The sequence below is a fragment of the Bradyrhizobium sp. SZCCHNRI1009 genome, assembly GCF_032487575.1.
GTDB lineage: Bacteria > Pseudomonadota > Alphaproteobacteria > Rhizobiales > Xanthobacteraceae > Bradyrhizobium.
The window spans coordinates 387,296-406,490 of sequence record NZ_JAUEUL010000001.1 but is presented as its reverse complement, the minus strand read 5'-3'; the positions used below and the strand labels follow the sequence as shown (position 1 = coordinate 406,490).

General features: G+C 64.3%; 21 protein-coding genes. 4 read left to right on the top strand and 17 right to left on the bottom strand.

Annotated elements, in window-relative coordinates; all coding sequences use genetic code 11:
• Positions 1–11: 11 nt before the first annotated feature.
• Positions 12–452 carry a hypothetical protein gene (locus QX010_RS01900; protein ID WP_316177251.1) on the bottom strand — a complete coding sequence of 147 codons (441 nt, stop codon included), beginning with the start codon at positions 450–452 and terminating at the stop codon, positions 12–14.
• A 375-nt stretch (positions 453–827) separates the two neighbouring features.
• On the opposite strand from QX010_RS01900, the gene QX010_RS01895 reads away from it, so the two are divergent.
• On the top strand, positions 828–1,283 hold the full coding sequence (locus QX010_RS01895) for an energy transducer TonB (RefSeq protein ID WP_316177249.1): 456 nt from the start codon (positions 828–830) through the stop codon (positions 1,281–1,283).
• An 81-nt stretch (positions 1,284–1,364) separates the two neighbouring features.
• Here the strand turns inward: QX010_RS01895 and QX010_RS01890 are convergent, their stop codons facing one another.
• Positions 1,365–2,168: a response regulator gene (locus QX010_RS01890; protein ID WP_315713838.1), complete on the bottom strand. Its 804-nt coding sequence runs from the start codon at positions 2,166–2,168 to the stop codon at positions 1,365–1,367.
• Between the two features lie 195 nt (positions 2,169–2,363).
• Between QX010_RS01890 and QX010_RS01885 the strand changes: the two genes are divergently transcribed.
• Both QX010_RS01885 and QX010_RS01880 read left to right on the top strand, forming a co-directional pair.
• On the top strand, positions 2,364–2,600 hold the full coding sequence (locus QX010_RS01885; RefSeq protein ID WP_315713837.1) for a NepR family anti-sigma factor: 237 nt from the start codon (positions 2,364–2,366) through the stop codon (positions 2,598–2,600).
• Complete coding sequence (locus QX010_RS01880; protein WP_006612137.1) at positions 2,601–3,149, top strand: sigma-70 family RNA polymerase sigma factor; 549 nt, start codon at positions 2,601–2,603, stop codon at positions 3,147–3,149.
• A gap of 126 nt (positions 3,150–3,275) precedes the next feature.
• Here QX010_RS01880 and QX010_RS01875 read toward each other — a convergent pair whose 3' ends face one another.
• From QX010_RS01875 to urtA, 15 genes are all read right to left on the bottom strand, one after another.
• Positions 3,276–4,931: an HWE histidine kinase domain-containing protein gene (locus QX010_RS01875; protein ID WP_316177247.1), complete on the bottom strand. Its 1,656-nt coding sequence runs from the start codon at positions 4,929–4,931 to the stop codon at positions 3,276–3,278.
• Positions 4,932–5,224: 293 nt separating this feature from the next.
• A complete protein-coding gene (gene ureG, locus QX010_RS01870; RefSeq protein WP_315804711.1) occupies positions 5,225–5,848 on the bottom strand; it encodes an urease accessory protein UreG in 624 nt (207 codons plus the stop codon).
• A gap of 69 nt (positions 5,849–5,917) precedes the next feature.
• Entirely contained in the window at positions 5,918–6,640 is a 723-nt protein-coding gene (locus QX010_RS01865; protein ID WP_316177657.1) for an urease accessory protein UreF, read from the bottom strand.
• Positions 6,627–7,238 (bottom strand): urease accessory protein UreE, encoded by a 612-nt coding sequence (locus QX010_RS01860; protein ID WP_315804710.1) that lies wholly within the window; start codon positions 7,236–7,238, stop codon positions 6,627–6,629. The genes QX010_RS01865 and QX010_RS01860 overlap by 14 nt, the downstream gene beginning before the upstream one ends.
• Before the next feature lie 42 nt (positions 7,239–7,280).
• Complete coding sequence (locus QX010_RS01855) at positions 7,281–7,580, bottom strand: putative quinol monooxygenase (protein WP_316177246.1); 300 nt, start codon at positions 7,578–7,580, stop codon at positions 7,281–7,283.
• Between the two features lie 47 nt (positions 7,581–7,627).
• On the bottom strand, positions 7,628–9,343 hold the full coding sequence (gene ureC, locus QX010_RS01850) for an urease subunit alpha (protein ID WP_316177244.1): 1,716 nt from the start codon (positions 9,341–9,343) through the stop codon (positions 7,628–7,630).
• 54 nt (positions 9,344–9,397) lie between these two features.
• Positions 9,398–9,937, bottom strand: a complete 540-nt coding sequence (locus tag QX010_RS01845; RefSeq protein WP_315804708.1) for an HD domain-containing protein — start codon at positions 9,935–9,937, stop codon at positions 9,398–9,400.
• 3 nt (positions 9,938–9,940) lie between these two features.
• Positions 9,941–10,246 carry an urease subunit beta gene (locus QX010_RS01840; RefSeq protein WP_315804707.1) on the bottom strand — a complete coding sequence of 102 codons (306 nt, stop codon included), beginning with the start codon at positions 10,244–10,246 and terminating at the stop codon, positions 9,941–9,943.
• Between the two features lie 124 nt (positions 10,247–10,370).
• Entirely contained in the window at positions 10,371–10,673 is a 303-nt protein-coding gene (locus tag QX010_RS01835; RefSeq protein WP_015669637.1) for an urease subunit gamma, read from the bottom strand.
• 48 nt (positions 10,674–10,721) lie between these two features.
• Positions 10,722–11,558, bottom strand: a complete 837-nt coding sequence (locus tag QX010_RS01830) for an urease accessory protein UreD (RefSeq protein WP_316177242.1) — start codon at positions 11,556–11,558, stop codon at positions 10,722–10,724.
• A 58-nt stretch (positions 11,559–11,616) separates the two neighbouring features.
• Positions 11,617–12,312, bottom strand: a complete 696-nt coding sequence (urtE, locus tag QX010_RS01825) for an urea ABC transporter ATP-binding subunit UrtE (RefSeq protein WP_315804705.1) — start codon at positions 12,310–12,312, stop codon at positions 11,617–11,619.
• Positions 12,313–12,315: 3 nt separating this feature from the next.
• Positions 12,316–13,077: an urea ABC transporter ATP-binding protein UrtD gene (urtD, locus tag QX010_RS01820; protein WP_315804704.1), complete on the bottom strand. Its 762-nt coding sequence runs from the start codon at positions 13,075–13,077 to the stop codon at positions 12,316–12,318.
• A 4-nt stretch (positions 13,078–13,081) separates the two neighbouring features.
• Complete coding sequence (urtC, locus tag QX010_RS01815) at positions 13,082–14,245, bottom strand: urea ABC transporter permease subunit UrtC (RefSeq protein WP_316177240.1); 1,164 nt, start codon at positions 14,243–14,245, stop codon at positions 13,082–13,084.
• Positions 14,242–15,855, bottom strand: a complete 1,614-nt coding sequence (urtB, locus tag QX010_RS01810; RefSeq protein WP_409997975.1) for an urea ABC transporter permease subunit UrtB — start codon at positions 15,853–15,855, stop codon at positions 14,242–14,244. Before urtB ends, urtC begins: the two co-directional genes overlap by 4 nt.
• Positions 15,856–15,943: 88 nt before the next feature.
• A complete protein-coding gene (gene urtA / locus QX010_RS01805) occupies positions 15,944–17,266 on the bottom strand; it encodes an urea ABC transporter substrate-binding protein (RefSeq protein ID WP_315804702.1) in 1,323 nt (440 codons plus the stop codon).
• A 508-nt stretch (positions 17,267–17,774) separates the two neighbouring features.
• Between urtA and QX010_RS01800 the strand changes: the two genes are divergently transcribed.
• Positions 17,775–19,184, top strand: coding sequence for a DEAD/DEAH box helicase (locus tag QX010_RS01800; RefSeq protein WP_316177655.1), 1,410 nt, complete (start codon positions 17,775–17,777; stop codon positions 19,182–19,184).
• Positions 19,185–19,195: the final 11 nt, after the last annotated feature.

Below are 19,195 nucleotides of genomic sequence, written 5' to 3'. Positions count from 1 at the left end.
GCTGCTATCAACTAAGTCACACACCGTCCCGGTTGCAGGCGCTTGGCGATCTCCGTCAGCACCGACACCGACGGCTCGCACGCCACCGGATGCTTGACGGCCTGCCGCTCGTTGCCGGTGGTGATGAGCTGCGATCCCTGCGGCGACGGCAACGAGCCCGCGCTCACAGCGGCGGGGTTGACGGGAAGCCGCACCAGGAAGGACGTCTCCGCGAAGGCTGCCAGCTTGATCGACACAGTTTGTGACGGCGCCACAGTACCGCTTTGTTGCGCGCGGTCAGACTTGGCGGCCCGGTTCACGTCGTTCGCGGTCGCGACGATCGTCTCGCGGGCGGAGTTCTGGAGCGGCAGGTTGGCGCCAAGATCATGGCCGGAGGCCAGTTGCATTGCACCCACGAGCATTGTGGAAGCCGCAAGCGAACCCAAAACGATAACCTTCCTGGTCTGCGACATGTCTCTGCTCCCCTCGCCGCAAGGCGATCGGCATACCAACGTAAGTCGCAGGAACTGGGTTCTCGGTCGGGCAAATCACTTAACCGTGTGTAAACTGCGGCGACATTCTTCAAATTCGTGGCGTCAAAAAATTCGATCTCACGCGGAACGACTTTTCGGGTCGCGCGTCATCTCGGCAGCCGGTTATTCCCCCTGCCCCATTGACCGGCGACGCGGGGCACCGCCGTGGTGATGCCGGCGGTGCCCCGCATTCTTTTCTGATCCATCTGCTCGATCGGATCCCAGCCCGACATTCCCGGCGCTTTATCCGCTTTTCCCCTGAGGTATATGTGGCAGTGGCGCGGCCACGTTCATCGTCCGCGCATGGGGGCGGAGATGCTGAGCTCGTTGGATGGCGTGCGGAAGGGGCTTGGGCTGGCGCTGGCTCTCCTGTGCCTGTTTCCCGCGATGGGAGCGGCTGAGAGCGCCAAGGATACCTGGATCAAGAATCTCGTCGCACAATTGAAGATTCAGCGCCGTTATCCGCTGCGGGCTTCGGATGAGGGCGGGACGGCCAAGGTCCTGTTCCACATCGACCGCGAGGGTCATCTCATCTCGGCGGTGCTGGCGGAAACGACCGGCGATCCCGCGCTTGACCAGGAGGCGCTCGCCATGGTCCGGCGCGCCCAGCCATTTGCCCCACCTCCGCCGGAGCTGGCGGATGGGGATCTGACGTTTCTCGTGCCGATCGTTTTCGCGCCCCGGCGGACGTCGCAAATCTTGCAGACGGACATCGATCCGAGTGACGCGGTCCTGAAGGCACGACTCGGCGGGGTGTGCCGCGGCTGCTGATCTCGCAATTCGATGCTGCAAAAGAAGCCGGCGCGCTCCACGAGGAACGCGCCGGAACAGGATCGTGCACGCGTGGCCTGATCAGGCTGCCGGCTTCGGCATCCGGTTGCGCGAATTGCGCTGGAAGAACAGCGCCTGACTCGCCACCGCCGACACCATGGCCGGCTGGAACGGCTTGGAGATGAGGAACGCCGGCTCGGGCCGCTCACCGGTGAGGAAGCGCTCCGGATAGGCGGTGATGAAGACCACCGGTACCTCGAAGGTGCGCAGAAGCTCGTTGACAGCGTCCAGGCCGGACGAACCATCGGCGAGCTGAATATCAGCCAGGATCAGACCGGGCTTCTTGTTCTTTGCGAGAGCCACCGCATCGGCATGAGTGCGGGCCACGCCGATGACGTTGTGGCCGAGATTCTTGACGAGGCTCTCGAGGTCCATCGCGATGAAAGTCTCGTCCTCGATGATCAGCACATCGGTAGCGATTTCGGCGGCGAGCTCCCGTCCGGCAGCATCCGCCAGCCGGCGGGTTTCAGCGACGTCGATGTCGAGGATGAAGGCCACTTCCTCCTCGGGAAAACCCTCGAGCGAGAGCAGCAGGAAGGCCTGGCGTGGTAAGGGGGTGATATTCGAGAGCCGCCGTTCCGGCGGCATCGGCAGGGTCGCCACTTCTGCGTCGTCGTTGAGCGCTACCGAATTCCAGATCTGCGTGAACAGGCGGAACAGGGCCGCCCGCGGTCCATAGCGCTCGTCCAGCAGCGCCGGATCCTGAATCAGGGCCTCGAGCATCGCTCCGACATAGGCGTCTCCGGAACCCTGGCTGCCGGTGAGAGCCCTCGCATACCGGCGCAACAGCGGCAAATGTTCAGCAACAAGCTGTGATCGGCTCATCCCCACTCCATTCGGTCATCTGGGCTTCCGCCCGGGTTCCATAATGCGCTGATTACGCCTGAACCGACGAAAAGTTCCCCAAACGCGTGGAACTTTTATCGCCCCGTCGCATTAGTTCCCGACAGACCCTCTCGGTGGCGAGAATAATTCTTGAAGCTTCAGGGACTTAACTCTCGGGGAAACGTGGAAAAGGTCATGAAAGATGTAAAGTCTCAAGCCAGCAAGAATGCGGCACCGCGCAAGCCCGGCGGACTGAACGCGGAAATTCAATCCAGAATCGGTCATCAACTCCGCGCGATGTACGACGACGTCGTCCGTCAGGGAGTGCCGGACCGCTTCGCGGATCTGGTGCGGAAGCTTGATGCGCCGGCAGCACAGTCCCACGTGGAGAACGGCGGGGGATCCAACGACCAAACCGACGGGAGGGAGTGAATGCCTCTCACTGATTCCTTGCGGGACGATATCCTCGCGGCCGTCCCCAGCCTTCGCGCATTTGCGATTTCCTTGAGTGGTAACAGCGATCGTGCCGACGACCTCGTACAGGAAACCCTGCTCCGGGCGCTGGCCAACATCGACTCGTTTCAACCGGGATCGAATCTGCCTGCTTGGCTGTTCACGATCCTGCGCAACCTGTTCCGATCCGACTACCGCAAACGCCGGCGCGAAGTGGAAGATGCCGAAGGCAACTACGCCAAGACGCTCAAGACACATCCCTCGCAGGGCGCGCATCTCGAGTTCGAGGAGTTCCGCGCGGCGCTCGAGAAGCTGCCTCAGGACCAGCGCGAGGCACTGATCCTGGTCGGTGCATCGGGCTTTTCCTACGAGGATGCGGCAGCGATCTGCGGCTGCGCGGTGGGCACCATCAAGAGCCGCGTGAACCGCGCGCGCTCGAAGCTGGCAGCGCTGCTCTACGTCGAAGGCGCCGAGGATTTCGGCCCGGACGAGACCGTGCGGGCGGTGATCGGCGGCAGCGGCGGCTGATAAGCCAAGCCGTCGCAAACGAACCAGCAAAGAGGCGGCTCCTCAGCGAGCCGCCTCTTCTTGTTGTTGATCTCTTGTGCCCGGGATCGTACGCCCCGGCAGCCTGTTCGCCGACCAGCGCTGCGGCTATCGCGCCGGATGCAGTGGTGCGGAGAACTGCTCGGTCCGATCGCGCTCGGTCATGTCGATGACCGTCTCCATCGGCGCGCTCAGCTCATAGACATAGCTCGCCTCGGTGAAGAAGCGCTTTGACGTGCCGCCGAGCGCCTCCGGCGCAACGCGATCGAGCAGGATCAGTCCGAAATCGCTGTCCGGCCGCCGCGTTGCTTCACTGGTGTTCAATTCCTCCCAACGGAAGTGGAAGACGGCATTCGGCTCCTCGCCAGTCACCTCCCATTTGGCGGTGATGTGCGGGTGCTTTCCCACCAGCGAGAGGCCTTCGTCCGAGTGCGAGGCGAGTTCAAAGAACAGCAGCGACAGGCTCTGCGCGGCACGCGCGCTCACGGTGATGTCGGGTCCGTTGACCGCAATCCTGTCGGCATGCGGGATGGCGCGAGCTTCGAACAGTCCGCGCAATTGCACGCCCTGCCATTGACTCTCGCTGAGCAGCGTGACGACGTTCGACATCGCATGGATCCGCCCGATCAGCAGCTCGCGCGCGACATCGATGTCGCTGCCATGACGCAGCGTGCGCGTCACGATGGACTGGATCACCGCCAGGATGTTCTTGACCCGGTGGTTCAGCTCGTCGATGACCGCCGTCAGTCGGCGCTCGAAGCCGATCCGCACCTGGATTTCGCGACTCAGGCGCAGATTATTGTAGGCGACGTAGCCGAACAGGCCGCAGATGATACCGGTCAGCGCCATCCCGATGACGCCGACGATCGCCGCGGTCTGTTGCGCACGCCGGACCGCATTGCTCTTGGCGTAATAGACCAGCGACCAGTCGTGATTGCCGAAGGCGACGGTGCGGGTGGACGACGGAGCAGGATCGTCCGGCCCCCGGGTCCGGCTCGTCACCGCGCCCTGATCATTGGCAACCAGCTCGTCCGAGGCGTTGCGCGGATCCTTCAACGCCACCGAGAACAACGACAGATCGTCATTGGTGAGCAGCAGCGGCCCGATCTCGTAGGAAAACGTCACGAAGCCCGCCGGCGCAGTGGCACCTTGCGGGACGACCGGGGCTGCCAGCACGATCCCGATCGGACCGTCGCTCCGCACCAGCGGGGTGGGGTCGGAAGCGACCGGCTTGCCCTCGGCCATGGCGCGCGCAAGCATCGGTCCGACGATCGGCTGCCGGTCGAGTGCGATGCCGGGAAGCTTCGAGGTCTCGGCATTGCGTGGCTCGAGATCCATCAGAACGTCCAACGGACGATCGACGTTCGGCCCCAGCGGCGTGTCGTCGAAATTGCGAATGGTTGGATTCGGGAAGCCAGCCTGGCGCAGCTCGGTTTGCGCGATGGAGAGCTCATCCGGCCGCAGCCGCGCGATCCACGATGCCACCACGAAGTCGGTCTTGAACGCGTAGATCGACGATCGCAGCGGCTCCAGCATATTGGCCTTGATCACCGAGGGAGCGCGGAACAGCCCGGAGGCCACCCGGGCCAGCAGCTCACGTTCGGTCAGCCGGTCCTGGACGAGGCTGGCATGGACGTCGATGGCTCGGGCCAGCGCAATGCGATCGAGGGCCAGCTCCTGGTCGTGGACGCGATAGGCGGCCAAGCCGGACAGCGCCGTCCCGACCAGCGCGATCAAACCGATGATGACACCCAGCCGGAGCACTCGTTTACTCTGAAGTAAAGGGTTGGCGAAGGAGGAGACGAGTCATCCAATAACCGGGCCTGCAACTCAAGGACGCACCTCGGGGCGATCGGAAGTGATCGGAGCGATCAGTGGATAGCGATCCCAGGATACCGGTGCATCAGCGCCGAGACGCCTTGGGCAAGGCGCACCCCGGGTCGAGGAAACACCCGAGGGCTCAAGTTGTTCCGGCCGGATGAGGCTTTTTTGCGTCTGTCATTGCAGCAGACGCATCGGGCAACGAAGAACGCTGCGACGCAGATCAGTCCCGGCGCTCAGGCCGACGGCTTCAGACCGCCCTTGGCTTCGATGAAGCCGATGATCCGGTCAAGCCCCTGGCTCTTCTTCAGATTGGTCATGACGAAGGGCCGTGCGCCGCGCATGCGCTTGGCATCCGTCTCCATCTTCTCCAGAGAAGCGCCCACATGGGGTGCCAAGTCAATCTTGTTGATCACCAGAAGGTCGGAGCGGGTGATACCCGGTCCGCCCTTCGACGGGATCTTGTCGCCCGCCGCGACGTCGATGACGTAGATCGTGATATCGGCGAGTTCCGGCGAGAACGTTGCCGCGAGGTTGTCGCCGCCCGACTCGATCAACACCAGGTCGAGTCCGGGAAACTTGGCCCGCATGTCGGCCACTGCGGCGAGGTTCATGGAAGCGTCCTCGCGGATCGCAGTGTGCGGGCAGCCGCCGGTCTCCACGCCGGCGATACGATCCGGGGTGAGCGATCCCGAGCGAACGAGAAACTCCGCGTCCCATTTGGTGTAGATGTCGTTGGTGATCGCGGCGATGTCGTAGCGCTCCCGCATCGATTTGCACAGGAGATCCATCAGCGCAGTCTTGCCGGACCCGACCGGGCCACCGACGCCAACGCGGAGCGGACCGTGAGACGATGCCATGTCATTTACCCTTCTGTCGTGCGCGCGACCGCGCGGGGCCGTGATCGGAGCAGCCCTTGCCCCGCTTCATCACGACCGAAACAGCCTTGTATATTGCGTCTCGTGATGAAGGCTTGCGAGATCGGCGCGAAATGTTGCGCCGCCGATGTCGTCGAGCGAGGCGAGCAGAGCGCGGTCCGCCGTCGCGGCAACGACAGGCTCCAACGCGGCAAGCACGCGCTGGCTGTCGGTCTGCCCCAACGGTACGAGACGACTGCCGGCGGAAATCCAGTTCGACGTGAGGGCGTGCAGGAAGCCGTGCAGCAGGGGTCCCAGAGGAACGCCGTGAACCGCGCCGACCAGCCCCACGGCGACCGGATAGACGATGCTCTCACATCGCGCCACCGCCTCGTCGAGGCCTGCGCAGTTCCAGGCGGACCGCGCGATCTCGATGAAGGCACGGCCCTGCGCCGTGGTTTCGAGCTGACGCTCGCGCGACGGTACGAAAGCGGCGGCAAGCTCGGCCACCTCGCGGAGGCTTGCCATATCGTCGAGCTCAACCGCGCGATAGGCGTGCGCGAGGAAAGCCGCGTCGCAGAAGCCGGAGCCATTGGTCAGCATCGTCGCGAGCCAGCCGCGCAGCGCCGCCGCATCGCCGATGTCGCCCGCCTCGACCGCCCATTCGATGCCGCTCGAATAGGAGAATCCGCCAATCGGAAACGCCGGCGACAGCCATGTCAGCAGCCGATACAGCGCAGCCGGATCCGCGGCGCTGATTGCAGCCGGCCGAGCCCCCTCCTCACTTGTGCTCATGAGCATGGGAATGACCGTGATCGTGATGGTCATGGCCGCAGTGCTCGTCATGCACGTGATGATCATGTGCATGGCCGTGGTCGTGATGCGCGTGATCGTGCCCGGCATGATCGTGATGATGATCGTGGCCGTGGTGATCATGATCATCATGGCCATGCGCATGGCTGGGCTCGGCGTAAGCACCGCCCTCCGGATCGAACGGCGCCTCGATCTCGATGACGCGCGCGCCGAGGCCCTTGACCATGGCCTCGATCACGTGGTCGCGGCGAATGCGCAGGCTCTTGGGCATGAGCTGCGTCGGCAGGTGCCGGTTGCCGAGATGCCAGGCGAGCCGCACCAGATGATGCGGATCGGAAGCCCGGATCTCGAGCAGCGGCTCGGCCGCCGCCACGACCTCGATCAGCCGGCCGTCCTCCAGCACCAGGGCGTCGCCACCGCGCAATGCGGTAGCGTGCTCGAGGTCCAACAGAAACTCCAGCCCGCGCGTTCCGGTCATCACCAGCCGCCGCCGGTGCCGGTCATCGAAATCGAGCAGGACGGAATCGGCGGCGGCCTCTTTCCAACGATGCTGCCCGAGCACGCGTGTCGCGCGGATCATGCTGAAACTCTCATTCTCTTATTCCGCTCACTCTTATTCCGCTCAGCGGACATCGACCTTCTCAGGCGTAATGATCTCGATCTTCGGCGGCGCCGCCATGCATTTCACCGCGACGCGCCCGAAGGTCTTCATGTGCTCGGTCGCACGGTGCGGCACCAAGGCCTCGGCGTTCTGCCACTGCTCGACGAAGACCATCTTGCTCGGGTCGGTGACGCTCTCATGCAAATCATAGGCGATATTGCCGGGTTCTTTGCGGGTCCCTGCAATGCAGGCAGTCGCGGCGGCGATGAATTCCGCACGGGTTTCGGGCTTGATGGTCAAGGTGGCAACGACATAGATCACGCAGCAGTCCTCCCGGTACGTTTCTGGTTCTGGGTACCGGGCGGAGCTTAGAACATGAAGTAGCGCTGCGCCATGGGCAGCACCTCGGCCGGCTCGCAGGTCAGGAGCTCGCCGTCGGCGCGCACCTCATAGGTCTCCGGATCGACCTCGATCTTCGGCGTCGCGTCGTTGTGGATCATGCTCTTCTTCGAGATCCTGCCGCGGGTGTTTTGCACGGCGTAGAGCTTCTTCGAAAGACCGAGCTTGCGCGCGAGCCCGCCGGTGACGGCAGCCTTCGAGGTGAAGATCACCGAGGAGGCCGTCAGCGACTTGCCGAACGCGCCGAACATCGGCTGGTAATGCACCGGCTGCGGCGTCGGGATCGAGGCGTTGGGATCGCCCATCGGAGCTGCGACGATGGTGCCGCCCTTGATGACGCAGTCGGGCTTGACGCCGAAGAAGGCGGGCGACCACAGCACGAGATCGGCGAGCTTGCCCTTCTCGACCGAGCCGATCAGCTTCGACACGCCATGCGCAATCGCCGGGTTGATCGTGTACTTGGCGATGTAGCGCTTGACGCGAAAATTGTCGTTGTCCTGGCCCTTGTCCTGCGGCAGCGCGCCGCGCTGCTTCTTCATCTTGTCGGCGGTCTGCCATGTGCGGATGATGACCTCGCCGAGCCGGCCCATCGCCTGCGAATCCGATGACATCATCGAGAGCGCGCCGAGATCGTGCAGGATGTCCTCGGCCGCGATCGTCTCCTTGCGGATGCGGCTTTCGGCAAAGGCGAGATCCTCGGCGATCGACGGATCGAGATGGTGACACACCATCAGCATGTCCAGATGCTCATCGATCGTGTTGCGCGTGAACGGCCGCGTCGGATTGGTCGACGACGGCAGCACGTTCTTCAGGCCCGCGACCTTGATGATATCAGGCGCGTGGCCACCGCCGGCGCCTTCGGTGTGGAAGGCGTGGATGGTGCGGCCCTTGAACGCCTTGATGGTGTCCTCGACGAAGCCGGACTCGTTGAGCGTGTCGGAGTGCAGCATCACCTGCACGTCGTAATCATCGGCAACCGACAAGCAGTTGTCGATCGCAGCCGGCGTCGTGCCCCAGTCCTCGTGCAGCTTGAGCGCGCAGGCGCCGGCCTTGATCATCTCGACCAGCGCGGCCGGGCGCGAGGCGTTGCCCTTGCCGGAAATGCCGAGGTTCACCGGAAAGGCGTCGAACGACTGCATCATCCGCCCGATGTGCCATGGGCCGGGCGTGCAGGTCGTCGCGAAGGTGCCGTGCGACGGACCGGTGCCGCCGCCGAGCAGCGAGGTGACGCCACTCATCAGCGCATGCTCGATCTGCTGCGGGCAGATGAAGTGGATGTGGCTGTCGAAGCCGCCGGCGGTGAGGATCTTGCCCTCGCCCGCGATCACGTCGGTGCCCGGGCCGATCACGATGGTCACGCCGGGCTGGATGTCGGGATTGCCGGCCTTGCCGATCGCCGAGATCATGCCGTCCTTGATCGCGACGTCGGCCTTCACGACGCCCCAGTGGTCCACGATGAGCGCATTGGTGATGACGGTGTCGGCGGCGCCCTGCTTGTTGGTCGCCTGCGACTGGCCCATGCCGTCGCGGATCACCTTGCCGCCGCCGAACTTCACCTCCTCGCCATAGACGGTGAAGTCCTTCTCGACCTCGATGATCAGGTCCGTGTCGGCGAGCCGGACCTTGTCGCCGGTCGTGGGACCGAACATGTCGGCGTAGACGGAACGCTTGATCTTGACGGACATCGTTGGCCCCCAATTAGCTCTGCTTGTCTTGTTCTCGCAACGCCGACGGTCCGCTCACAGCGTCCCCCGCGCGTTCGCAACGGTCTCGTCGAACAGCGCGTCCAGCGCCACATTCACACCGCGGCAGCCTGCGACGACCTGCTCGGCCCAGCCAAGATACTCCATCAGCTCGAGCTGCTGCTCGAGATCCGGCTCGAACACAATGCGGGCGCGGATGTTGCTGATCTTGTCGGCGATCTTGATCTGCTTGGCGCCATCAGACTTGCCGGGAGCCGCGATGACCTGGACCGCGCGCCGCTCGCTCTTCGGCAGGGTCATGTCGTCGGTGACCTCCTCGACCAGCCCGGCGACGCGCGAGCCGAAACGCTGCATCAGCTCGTCGTGGCTGGTGTCGGTGTCCTCGATGCTGTCGTGGAGCCAGCCGGCCGCGACGAGCTCGGCGTCCTCGCCGTTGCAGGCGACCGCGAGGATGTTGGCGACCTCAGCGAGATGATTGATGTACGGCTCCTCGTCGCGGCCCTTGCGCTGCTGGCCGGCATGACGGCGCGCCGCCAGCTCGGCCGCTTCGGAGACGAGGCGCAATCCGGTCAGCATCGTCTACAGCTTGCCCATCACGTCGCCGCGGAAGCCGTAGACCGTGCGCTTGCCGCCGAGCGCGACCAGCTGCACCTCGCGGGTCTGGCCGGGCTCGAAGCGCACCGCCGTGCCGGCGGCGATATCGAGCCGCATGCCCCTGGCTTTCTTGCGGTCGAACTTCAGCGCCGGATTGGTCTCGAAGAAATGGTAATGCGAGCCGACCTGGATCGGCCGGTCGCCGGTGTTGGCGACCGACAGCGTCACGGTCTTGCGGCCGGCATTGAGCTCGATCTCGCCGTCCTGGATGAAAAATTCGCCGGGGATCATGTGTCTTTCTCCGTCATTCCGGGGCGGTCCGCAGGACCGAACCCGGAATCTCAAAATCGATTGCAGACAATCTCTGGATTCCGGATTCAGCCCTGCGGGCTGCCCCGGAATGACGTGCAAGAACTTAGCGGATCGGCTCGTGCACCGTGACCAGCTTGGTGCCGTCCGGAAACGTCGCCTCGACCTGGATGTCGTGGATCATCTCGGGGATGCCCGGCATCACCTGATCGCGGGTCAGGACCTGGGCGCCGGCCTGCATCAGCTCGGCCACGGTGCGGCCGTCACGCGCGCCTTCCAGAATGAAGTCGGAGATGATCGCGACCGCTTCGGGATGGTTCAGCTTGACGCCGCGCTCGAGCCTGCGGCGGGCCACGATGGCGGCCATCGAGATCAGGAGCTTGTCCTTTTCGCGGGGAGACAGGTTCATGCGGACTCTCTGGTGATCGTCTTCTAATGATCGTCAGTTGGTAAACGTCTAGTTGAGCCACAGCCGCGGCAGCGGTCCGGCCGATGCGCAGCCGAGCACCGCCATCATGTCGGCGCGCAGGCTCGCGGCATCTTGGGCACAGAAGCGCGCCATTGCAAATCCATTCCAGGCGGACAGTCCGGCCTCGCCCCGAAACGCCGGCAGGCTCTCCCTGATGCGCTCCACCAGCGCGGCGTCGCCGGGCACGATCAGCGCAGTCCCGATGGCCGCGGCGCCCTTGGCGATCGCGGGCTGCGCCAGCTTGTCGCCGATGTCGCCGTCGAGGCGGACCGTCTCGGCGAACACCAGCTTGCCGCCGCGCTTGAGCCGCCAGCGATCGACGAACTCGCCCTCGCGCATGCGCTCGCCCATGGCCGTGCGGCCGAACACGACGATCTCGCACAACAATAGCGAGGCGGTGTCGGCGAGGTCGATGTCGATGCGGCGATGAATGCGGGCGCGGTCGAACAGGATGGTCTCCTGCGGCAGCCACGAGATGTGCGCGCCGGCATGAGCCGTCAGCGCGATCTCGAGCTCGGCTGGCTTGCCCGGCGCGCGATAGACCTTCTCGGCCGCGGCGCTCGACAGCGTGACTCGGCTGCCTTCGCCGGCCGCGACCTCGATCGCGAAATGGTCGCCGCCGGCGATTCCGCCCGCGGTGTTGACGAACATCGCCGAGAGACCGTCGTCCTCGGGCGAGGGAAAGCGGACGCGCAGCGAGCCGGATTCATGCAGGTGATGGCGCCGCGTCACGCCGTCCTGCAGCCGCACGTCGAAGCGCACCGCGCCGCGGGCGCGGTTGGCCTCGAAGATGTCGGCAGCGGCGTTGGCGGGATCGGCCCGCATCGATCCCCTCCCCTGGGACCAGACGCGGGCGAGACCGCGTCGAGAAGCTACGTGATGATCACAGCGCCATCTGGCGGCTGATCTCGGCCTGGTCGAGATTGGCGCGGGTGCAGGTGAACTTCACCGCGCCGCGATCCATGACGGCGAAGTTGTCGCCGAGTTCGCAGGCAAAGTCGAGATATTGCTCGACCAGGACGATGGCGATGTTGCCGAGATTGCGGAGGTACGAAATCGCCCGGCCGATGTCCTTGATGATCGACGGCTGGATGCCCTCGGTCGGCTCGTCCAGCAGCAAGAGCTTCGGCCGCATCACCATGGCGCGGCCGATCGCAAGCTGCTGCTGCTGGCCGCCGGAAAGATCGCCGCCGCGGCGGCCGAGCATCGATTCCAGCACCGGAAACAGCGAGAATACGTCGTCCGGGATGCTGCGATCGGCCCGCTTCAGCGGCCCGAAGCCGGTCTTGAGATTCTCCTCGACCGTGAGCAGCGGGAAGATCTCGCGGCCCTGCGGCACGAAGCCGATGCCCTTGCGCGCCCGCTCATACGGCTTCAGGCGGGTGATGTCAGCGCCATCGAAGGTGATGCTGCCCGACGCCAGCGGATATTGCCCGACCAGCGCCCTCAGCAGCGAGGTCTTGCCCACGCCGTTGCGGCCGAGCACGCAGGTGACCTTGCCCGGCTCCGCCGCGATCGAGACGCCGCGCAGCGCCTGGGCGGCGCCGTAATAGAGGTTGATGTCCTTGACGTCCAACATCGCCTAGCGTCCCAGATACACTTCGATCACCCGATCGTTCGACGACACCTGGTCGATGGTGCCCTCGGCCAGCACCGTGCCTTCGTGCAGGCAAGTGACCTTGACGCCGAGCTCGCGAACGAAAGTCATGTCATGCTCGACGACCATGACGGTATGATCCTTGTTGATCTCTTTGAGCAGCTCAGCCGTCTGATGCGTCTCGACGTCGGTCATGCCGGCGACCGGCTCGTCGACCAGCAGCAGCTTCGGGTCCTGTGCCAGGAGCATGCCGATCTCCAGCCACTGCTTCTGGCCGTGCGAGAGGCTGCCGGCGAGCTTGCGTCGGGCATCCTTGAGCCGCACCGTCTCGAGCACCCGGTCGATCTGCTCGGCCTCGCCCCTCGAGCCGCGCCAGAACAGCGTCCCCTTGACGCTGTGGTCGACATTGAGCGCAAGCAGCAAATTGTCCTCCACCGACTGGCTCTCGAACACCGTCGGCTTCTGGAACTTGCGGCCGATGCCGAGCTCGGCGATCCGCGTTTCGTCGAGCCGGGTCAGGTCGGTCTTGCCGTCGAACAGCACCGTGCCCTCGTCGGGCTTGGTCTTGCCGGTGATGATGTCCATCATCGTGGTCTTGCCGGCACCGTTCGGGCCGATGATGGCGCGCATCTCGCCGGGCTCGAGCGTCAGCGAAAGATTGTTGATGGCGTGGAAGCCGTCGAACGAGACGTGCACGCCGTCGAGATAGAGTAGCGACGACGTCGCGCGGGTGTCCATCACGTTCATGCGCTCACTCCGCCATCTTGGGTTCGGTGACGCCGTCCTCGCGGGCGGCGCTCTCGGCGTTCAGCCTCCTGCTGCCGAGCTGATCCCACCAGGAATTGAAGGTGCCGATAATGCCTTTGGGCAACAGCAGAGTGACGAGCACGAACAATGCGCCGAGCATGAACAGCCAGTAGGGCGCCAGCACGCCCGAAGTGAAGAAGGTCTTGGCGTAGTTCACGACGACGGCGCCAAGCGCAGCCCCGACCAGCGTGCCGCGGCCGCCGACCGCGACCCAGATCACGGCCTCGATCGAATTGCCGGGCGCGAACTCGGAGGGGTTGATGATGCCGACCTGCGGGACGTAGAGCGCGCCGGCGACGCCGGCCATGCAGGCCGACAGCGTGAACACGAACAGCTTGTAGGACTCGACGCGGTAGCCGAGGAAGCGCGTCCGCGACTCGGCGTCGCGGATCGCGATCAGCACCTTGCCGAGCTTCGACGACACGACCGCCCGGCAGATCAGGAACGCCAGAATGAGCGCAAGGCAGCTCAGCGCGAACAGCGCGGCGCGGGTGCCTTCCGCCTGGACGTTGAAGCCGAGAATGTCCTTGAAGTCGGTCAGGCCGTTGTTGCCGCCGAAGCCGAAATCATTGCGGAAGAAGGCGAGCAGCAGCGCGTAGGTCATCGCCTGGGTGATGATCGACAGATACACGCCGGTGACGCGCGAGCGGAAGGCGAGCCAGCCGAAGCAGAAGGCGAGCAGGCCGGGCACCACGAGCACCATCAAAGCTGCAAACCAGAACATGTTGAAGCCGTACCAGTACCAGGGCAGCTTGGAATAGTTCAGGAACACCATGAAGTCCGGCAGGATCGGGTTGCCATAGACGCCCCGGGTGCCGATCTGGCGCATCAGATACATGCCCATCGCGTAGCCGCCGAGCGCGAAGAACGCGCCATGGCCAAGCGAGAGAATGCCGCAATAGCCCCAGATCAGGTCGATCGAGAGCGCCAGGATCGCGTAGCAGACATATTTGCCCCACAGCGCGACCAGATAGGTCGGCACCTGCAAGGCCGAGCCGGCCGGCAGCAGCAGGTTGGACAGCGGGATCAGCACGCCGCAGGCGGCGACCACGAGCACGAAGATGGTTGCGGCGCGATCGAGCGACCGGGTGAGGACGTGCGGCATCATGCTTCCACCGCCCGGCCCTTGAGCGCGAACAAGCCGCGCGGGCGCTTCTGAATGAACAGGATGATCAGCACCAGGATCGCGATCTTGCCGAGCACGGCGCCGGCGACCGGCTCCAGGAACTTGTTGGCGATGCCCAGCGTGAAGGCGCCGACCAGCGTGCCCCAGAGATTGCCGACGCCGCCGAACACCACGACCATGAAGGAATCGATGATGTAGCTCTGGCCGAGGTTCGGGCTGACGTTGTCGATCTGCGACAGCGCCACGCCGGCGATGCCGGCAATGCCTGAGCCGAGCCCGAAGGTGAGCGCATCGACCCGCGAGGTCGCGATGCCCATCGAGGCCGCCATGCGCCGGTTCTGTGTCACCGCGCGCATCTCCAGACCAAGCGCAGTGTAGCGCAGCATCGCCAGCAGGATGGCGAACACGGCCATCGTGAAGCAGAGGATCCAGAGCCGGTTGTAGGTGATGGTGATCTGGCCGAGCTCGAACGCACCGCTCATCCAGGAGGGATTGCCGACCTCGCGGTTGGTCGGACCGAACGCCGTGCGCACCGCCTGCTGCAGGATCAGCGACAGGCCCCAAGTCGCGAGCAAGGTTTCCAACGGACGCCCGTAGAGGAAGCGAATGATGGTGCGCTCGATCAGCACGCCGATCGCGCCGGCGACCAGGAAGGCGAGCGGGACGGCAATCAGCAGCGAATAGTCGAACAGCGCCGGGTACCGCGTGCGGATGACCTCCTGCACGACAAAGGTGGTGTAGGCGCCGAGCATCACCATCTCGCCATGGGCCATGTTGATGACGCCCATCACCCCGAAGGTGATGGCGAGGCCGATGGCGGCGAGCAGCAGCACCGAGCCGAGCGACAGGCCGTACCAGGCGTTCTGCACGCCGGACCAGATTGCGAGCGAGCTCTGGATCGATGAGATCGCGCTGGCAGCAGCCTTGGTGACGGTGGCCGGCTGGTCGCCGCCGCTGATCTCGGTCAGCAGCGCAAGCGCCTCCTGGTCGCCGCGCGACCTGATGGTGGCGACCGCCTCAAGCTTGTCCACCTCGCTCGCGTCGGACTTGAACAGGAGGATGGCAGCCCGCGCCTCGGTCAACGCCTGCTTGACCGCGCGATTGGTTTCCTTGGCGAGCGCCGATTCCACCGTCGGCAGCGTCGCCTCCTCATGCGACTTGAACACCGATTTGGCGGCGGTCAGGCGTGTGTTGGTATCCGGCGACAACAGCGTCAGGCCACCCAGCGCAGCATCCACGCTGCGCCGGAGCCGGTTGTTGAGGCTGACCGCCGCGGCATTGTCCGGAAGCTTGTCGACGGCAGCGCCGGTCGCGGCATCGATGATCTTGCCGTCGGTCTGCTTGACATAGACCTTCTTGGTTTCGGCATCGAACATCAGCCGCTCGTCCTGGAGCGCGCTGATGATCGGAAAAGCCAGCGGGTTGCCCGACACCGCGATCTCGCCGACGGCCTCGTCCGTGTCCGAGAAATCATCGTTCGCGAGCTTCGCGACCGACTCTTCGAAACTGGCTGCGAAGGCGGGAACGGAAACGGCGATCAGGGCGAGCAAAACAAGCAGACGGCGAATGATCGCCAGAAAAACAGCAGGCACTGGACAACCCCGGCAGGAGTTCAGGAGGTCAAGAGAAGGCGGCAACATCGCCGCCTTCTCCTGTCGTCATGGTCGCGTCAGGTCGGGATCAGGAGCCCGAGCCCAGGCACTTGTTGGTCTTGACGTTGAAGTTGCCGCACTTCTTGCCGACCCAATCGCCGATCAGGTCCTTCGAGCCCTCGAGCTCCTTCGACCAGGCGTCGCCCGGGACGAGATCCTTGGTCTTGTAGACGACGCTGAACTGGCCATCGCCCTTGATCTCGCCGATGAACACCGGCTTGGTGATGTGGTGGTTCGGCAGCATCTTCGACACGCCGCCGGTCAGGTTCGGCGCCTCGATGCCCGGGAGCGCGTCGATGACCTTGTCCGGATCGGTCGACTTCGCCTTCTCGACCGCCTTCACCCACATGTTGAAGCCGATATAGTGGGCTTCCATCGGGTCGTTGGTCACGCGCTTCGGATTCTTGGTGTAGGCCTGCCACTCCTTGATGAACTTCTCGTTCGCCGGGGTCTTGATCGACTCGAAATAGTTCCAGGCAGCGAGATGGCCGACCAGCGGCTTGGTGTCGATGCCGGCGAGCTCTTCCTCACCCACCGAGAACGCGACCACCGGGATGTCCTTGGCCTTGATGCCCTGGTTGCCGAGCTCCTTGTAGAACGGAACGTTGGCGTCGCCGTTGATGGTCGAGACCACGGCGGTCTTCTTGCCGGCCGAGCCGAACTTCTTGATGTCGGCCACGATCGTCTGCCAGTCGGAGTGACCGAACGGCGTGTAGTTGATCATGATGTCGTCCTGAGCCACGCCCTTCGACTTCAGGTAGGCTTCGAGGATCTTGTTGGTGGTGCGCGGATAGACGTAGTCGGTGCCGGCCAGCACCCAGCGCTTCACCTTCTCTTCCTTCATCAGGTAGTCGACCGCCGGGATCGCCTGCTGGTTCGGCGCCGCACCGGTGTAGAACACGTTGCGCTCGCTCTCCTCGCCCTCGTACTGGACCGGGTAGAACAGGATGCTGTTGAGCTCCTTGAACACCGGCAGCACCGACTTGCGCGACACCGAGGTCCAGCAGCCGAACACGACCGCGACCTTGTCCTTGGTGATCAGCTCGCGCGCCTTCTCGGCGAACAGCGGCCAGTTCGAGGCGGGGTCGACCACGACGGCCTCGAGCTTCTTGCCGAGCACACCGCCCTTCTTGTTCTGTTCGTCGATCAGGAACAGGATCGTATCCTTCAGCGTGGTCTCGCTGATGGCCATGGTGCCGGACAGAGAATGCAGAACGCCAATCTTGATGGTGTCGTCAGCGGCCTTGGCCGGGCCAAAGCCGGCTGCGCCGAGCGCCAGGCCGGCAGCAGCAGCCAGCCAGCGACGGCGGCTGAACGGCGCCGTTAATTCCTGAGTGAGTCGAGTAAGCATGAGGTAATATCTCCCTGACGCAGACGTGCTTCGCAGCCAAGGCGGCCGGCGGTCTGCGGCGGAAGAATCGCAAGAAGTGTGCCATGCCGTGCACATCTGGTAAGGCATTGACACAGAAGTGGAACTTCGCGTTCTCGTGGCACGAGGTCGCAGCCTTCTGCCGTCGAATTGAGCAAGCTCGATGATTAATCAGATAGCATGTAGCGCAGGATTTGTGCACTTTGTTTTGAATGGCTAAATTTAAAGCAGCCGGGTACCACCCGGAAAGCCGATCCGTTGCGCAGCGGCCTTGCATGTGCCGTCCACCTGTTCCATATATCTGGTAGATCGAGGCGAATCGGCCGGATCTTTGCAAGCCGCGTGTTCTTTAGCTCGACCCGAGCTTCTGGCTTTGCATTCTCACCCATCCAATCTAGGCGCTCCAAACACGCGGGTGTCTCTCAACCACCCACCCGCGTCCGGCTGCCTGCCGACACGGGCCTTATCCTCTTATGGAAAGCCCAATCTTTTGACATCCTTCCAGGATTTTAACCTCGCCGACGCGCTGACGCGCGCGCTGAAGGAAGAGAACTACACCACCCCCACCCCCATTCAGGCCCAGACCATCCCGCTCGCGCTCGAAGGCCGCGACGTGATCGGTATCGCCCAGACGGGAACCGGCAAGACGGCCTCGTTTGCGCTGCCGATCCTGCACCGCCTGCTGCAGAACCGGATCAAGCCGCAGCCGAAGACGGCACGCGTGCTGGTGCTGAGCCCGACCCGCGAATTGTCGGGTCAGATCCTCGACAGCTTCAACACCTACGGCCGGCACATCCGCCTGAGCTCGGCGCTCGCGATCGGCGGCGTGCCGATGGGACGCCAGGTCCGCGCTGTGATGCCCGGCCTCGAAGTGCTGGTTGCCACCCCTGGCCGGCTGCTCGATCTGGTCCAGAGCAACGCTTTGAAGCTGACCCATGTCGAGTTCCTTGTGCTCGACGAAGCCGACCGCATGCTCGACATGGGCTTCATCAACGACATCCGGAAGATCGTGGCCAAGCTGCCGATCAAGCGCCAGACGCTGTTCTTCTCGGCCACCATGCCTAAGGACATCGCCGAGCTCGCGGACGCCATGCTGCGCGACCCCGCGCGGGTCGCGGTGACCCCCGTCTCCTCGACGGTCGAGCGCATTGCCCAGCGCGTGATCCACGTCGACCACTCGGCCAAGCCGAACCTTCTGGCTCAGTTGCTCAAGCATGAGCCAGTCAACCGCGCGCTGGTGTTCACCCGGACCAAGCACGGCGCCGACAAGGTCGTGAAGAGCCTGGAAAAGGCCGGCATCCCGTCCCAGGCGATCCACGGCAACAAGTCGCAAAATCACCGCGAGCGCACTCTGGCCGCCTTCCGCTCCGGCGAGATCCGCACCCTCGTCGCGACCGACATCGCGGCGCGCGGCATCGACGTCGACGGCGTCAGCCATGTCGTCAATTTCGACCTGCCGAACGTGCCCGAAACCTACGTCCACCGGATCGGCCGCACGGCGCGCGCCGGTGCCGAGGGCGTTGCGATTTCGCTCGTGGCGGGATCGGACGAGCTGTCCTATCTTCGCGACATCGAACGGCTGATCAAGATCTCGCTGCCGCGCGACGATCGCCGCACGCCCGGCCTCCGCGAAGCTGCAGCACCGGCTAAACCGCCTCAGCGCGGTGGCCGTCCTGGCATGCAGAATGCGCGGACCAACGAGGGTGGCACCGCCGCAAAAGGCCCTCGCCGTCGCCGTCGTTCCAATGCTAAGATGGCGCCTCTGCCAGGCAATCGTCAGGAGCCCCAGCGGCCGTCGCAAGGCGGCGGTAAGGCCGGGTCGATTCAAGGCGTTGCTTTCCTGCATCGCGAGGGCAGACCCAAAAACCACGCTCACAACCGCAACCAACGGCCAAACTAGACGTCTATCGA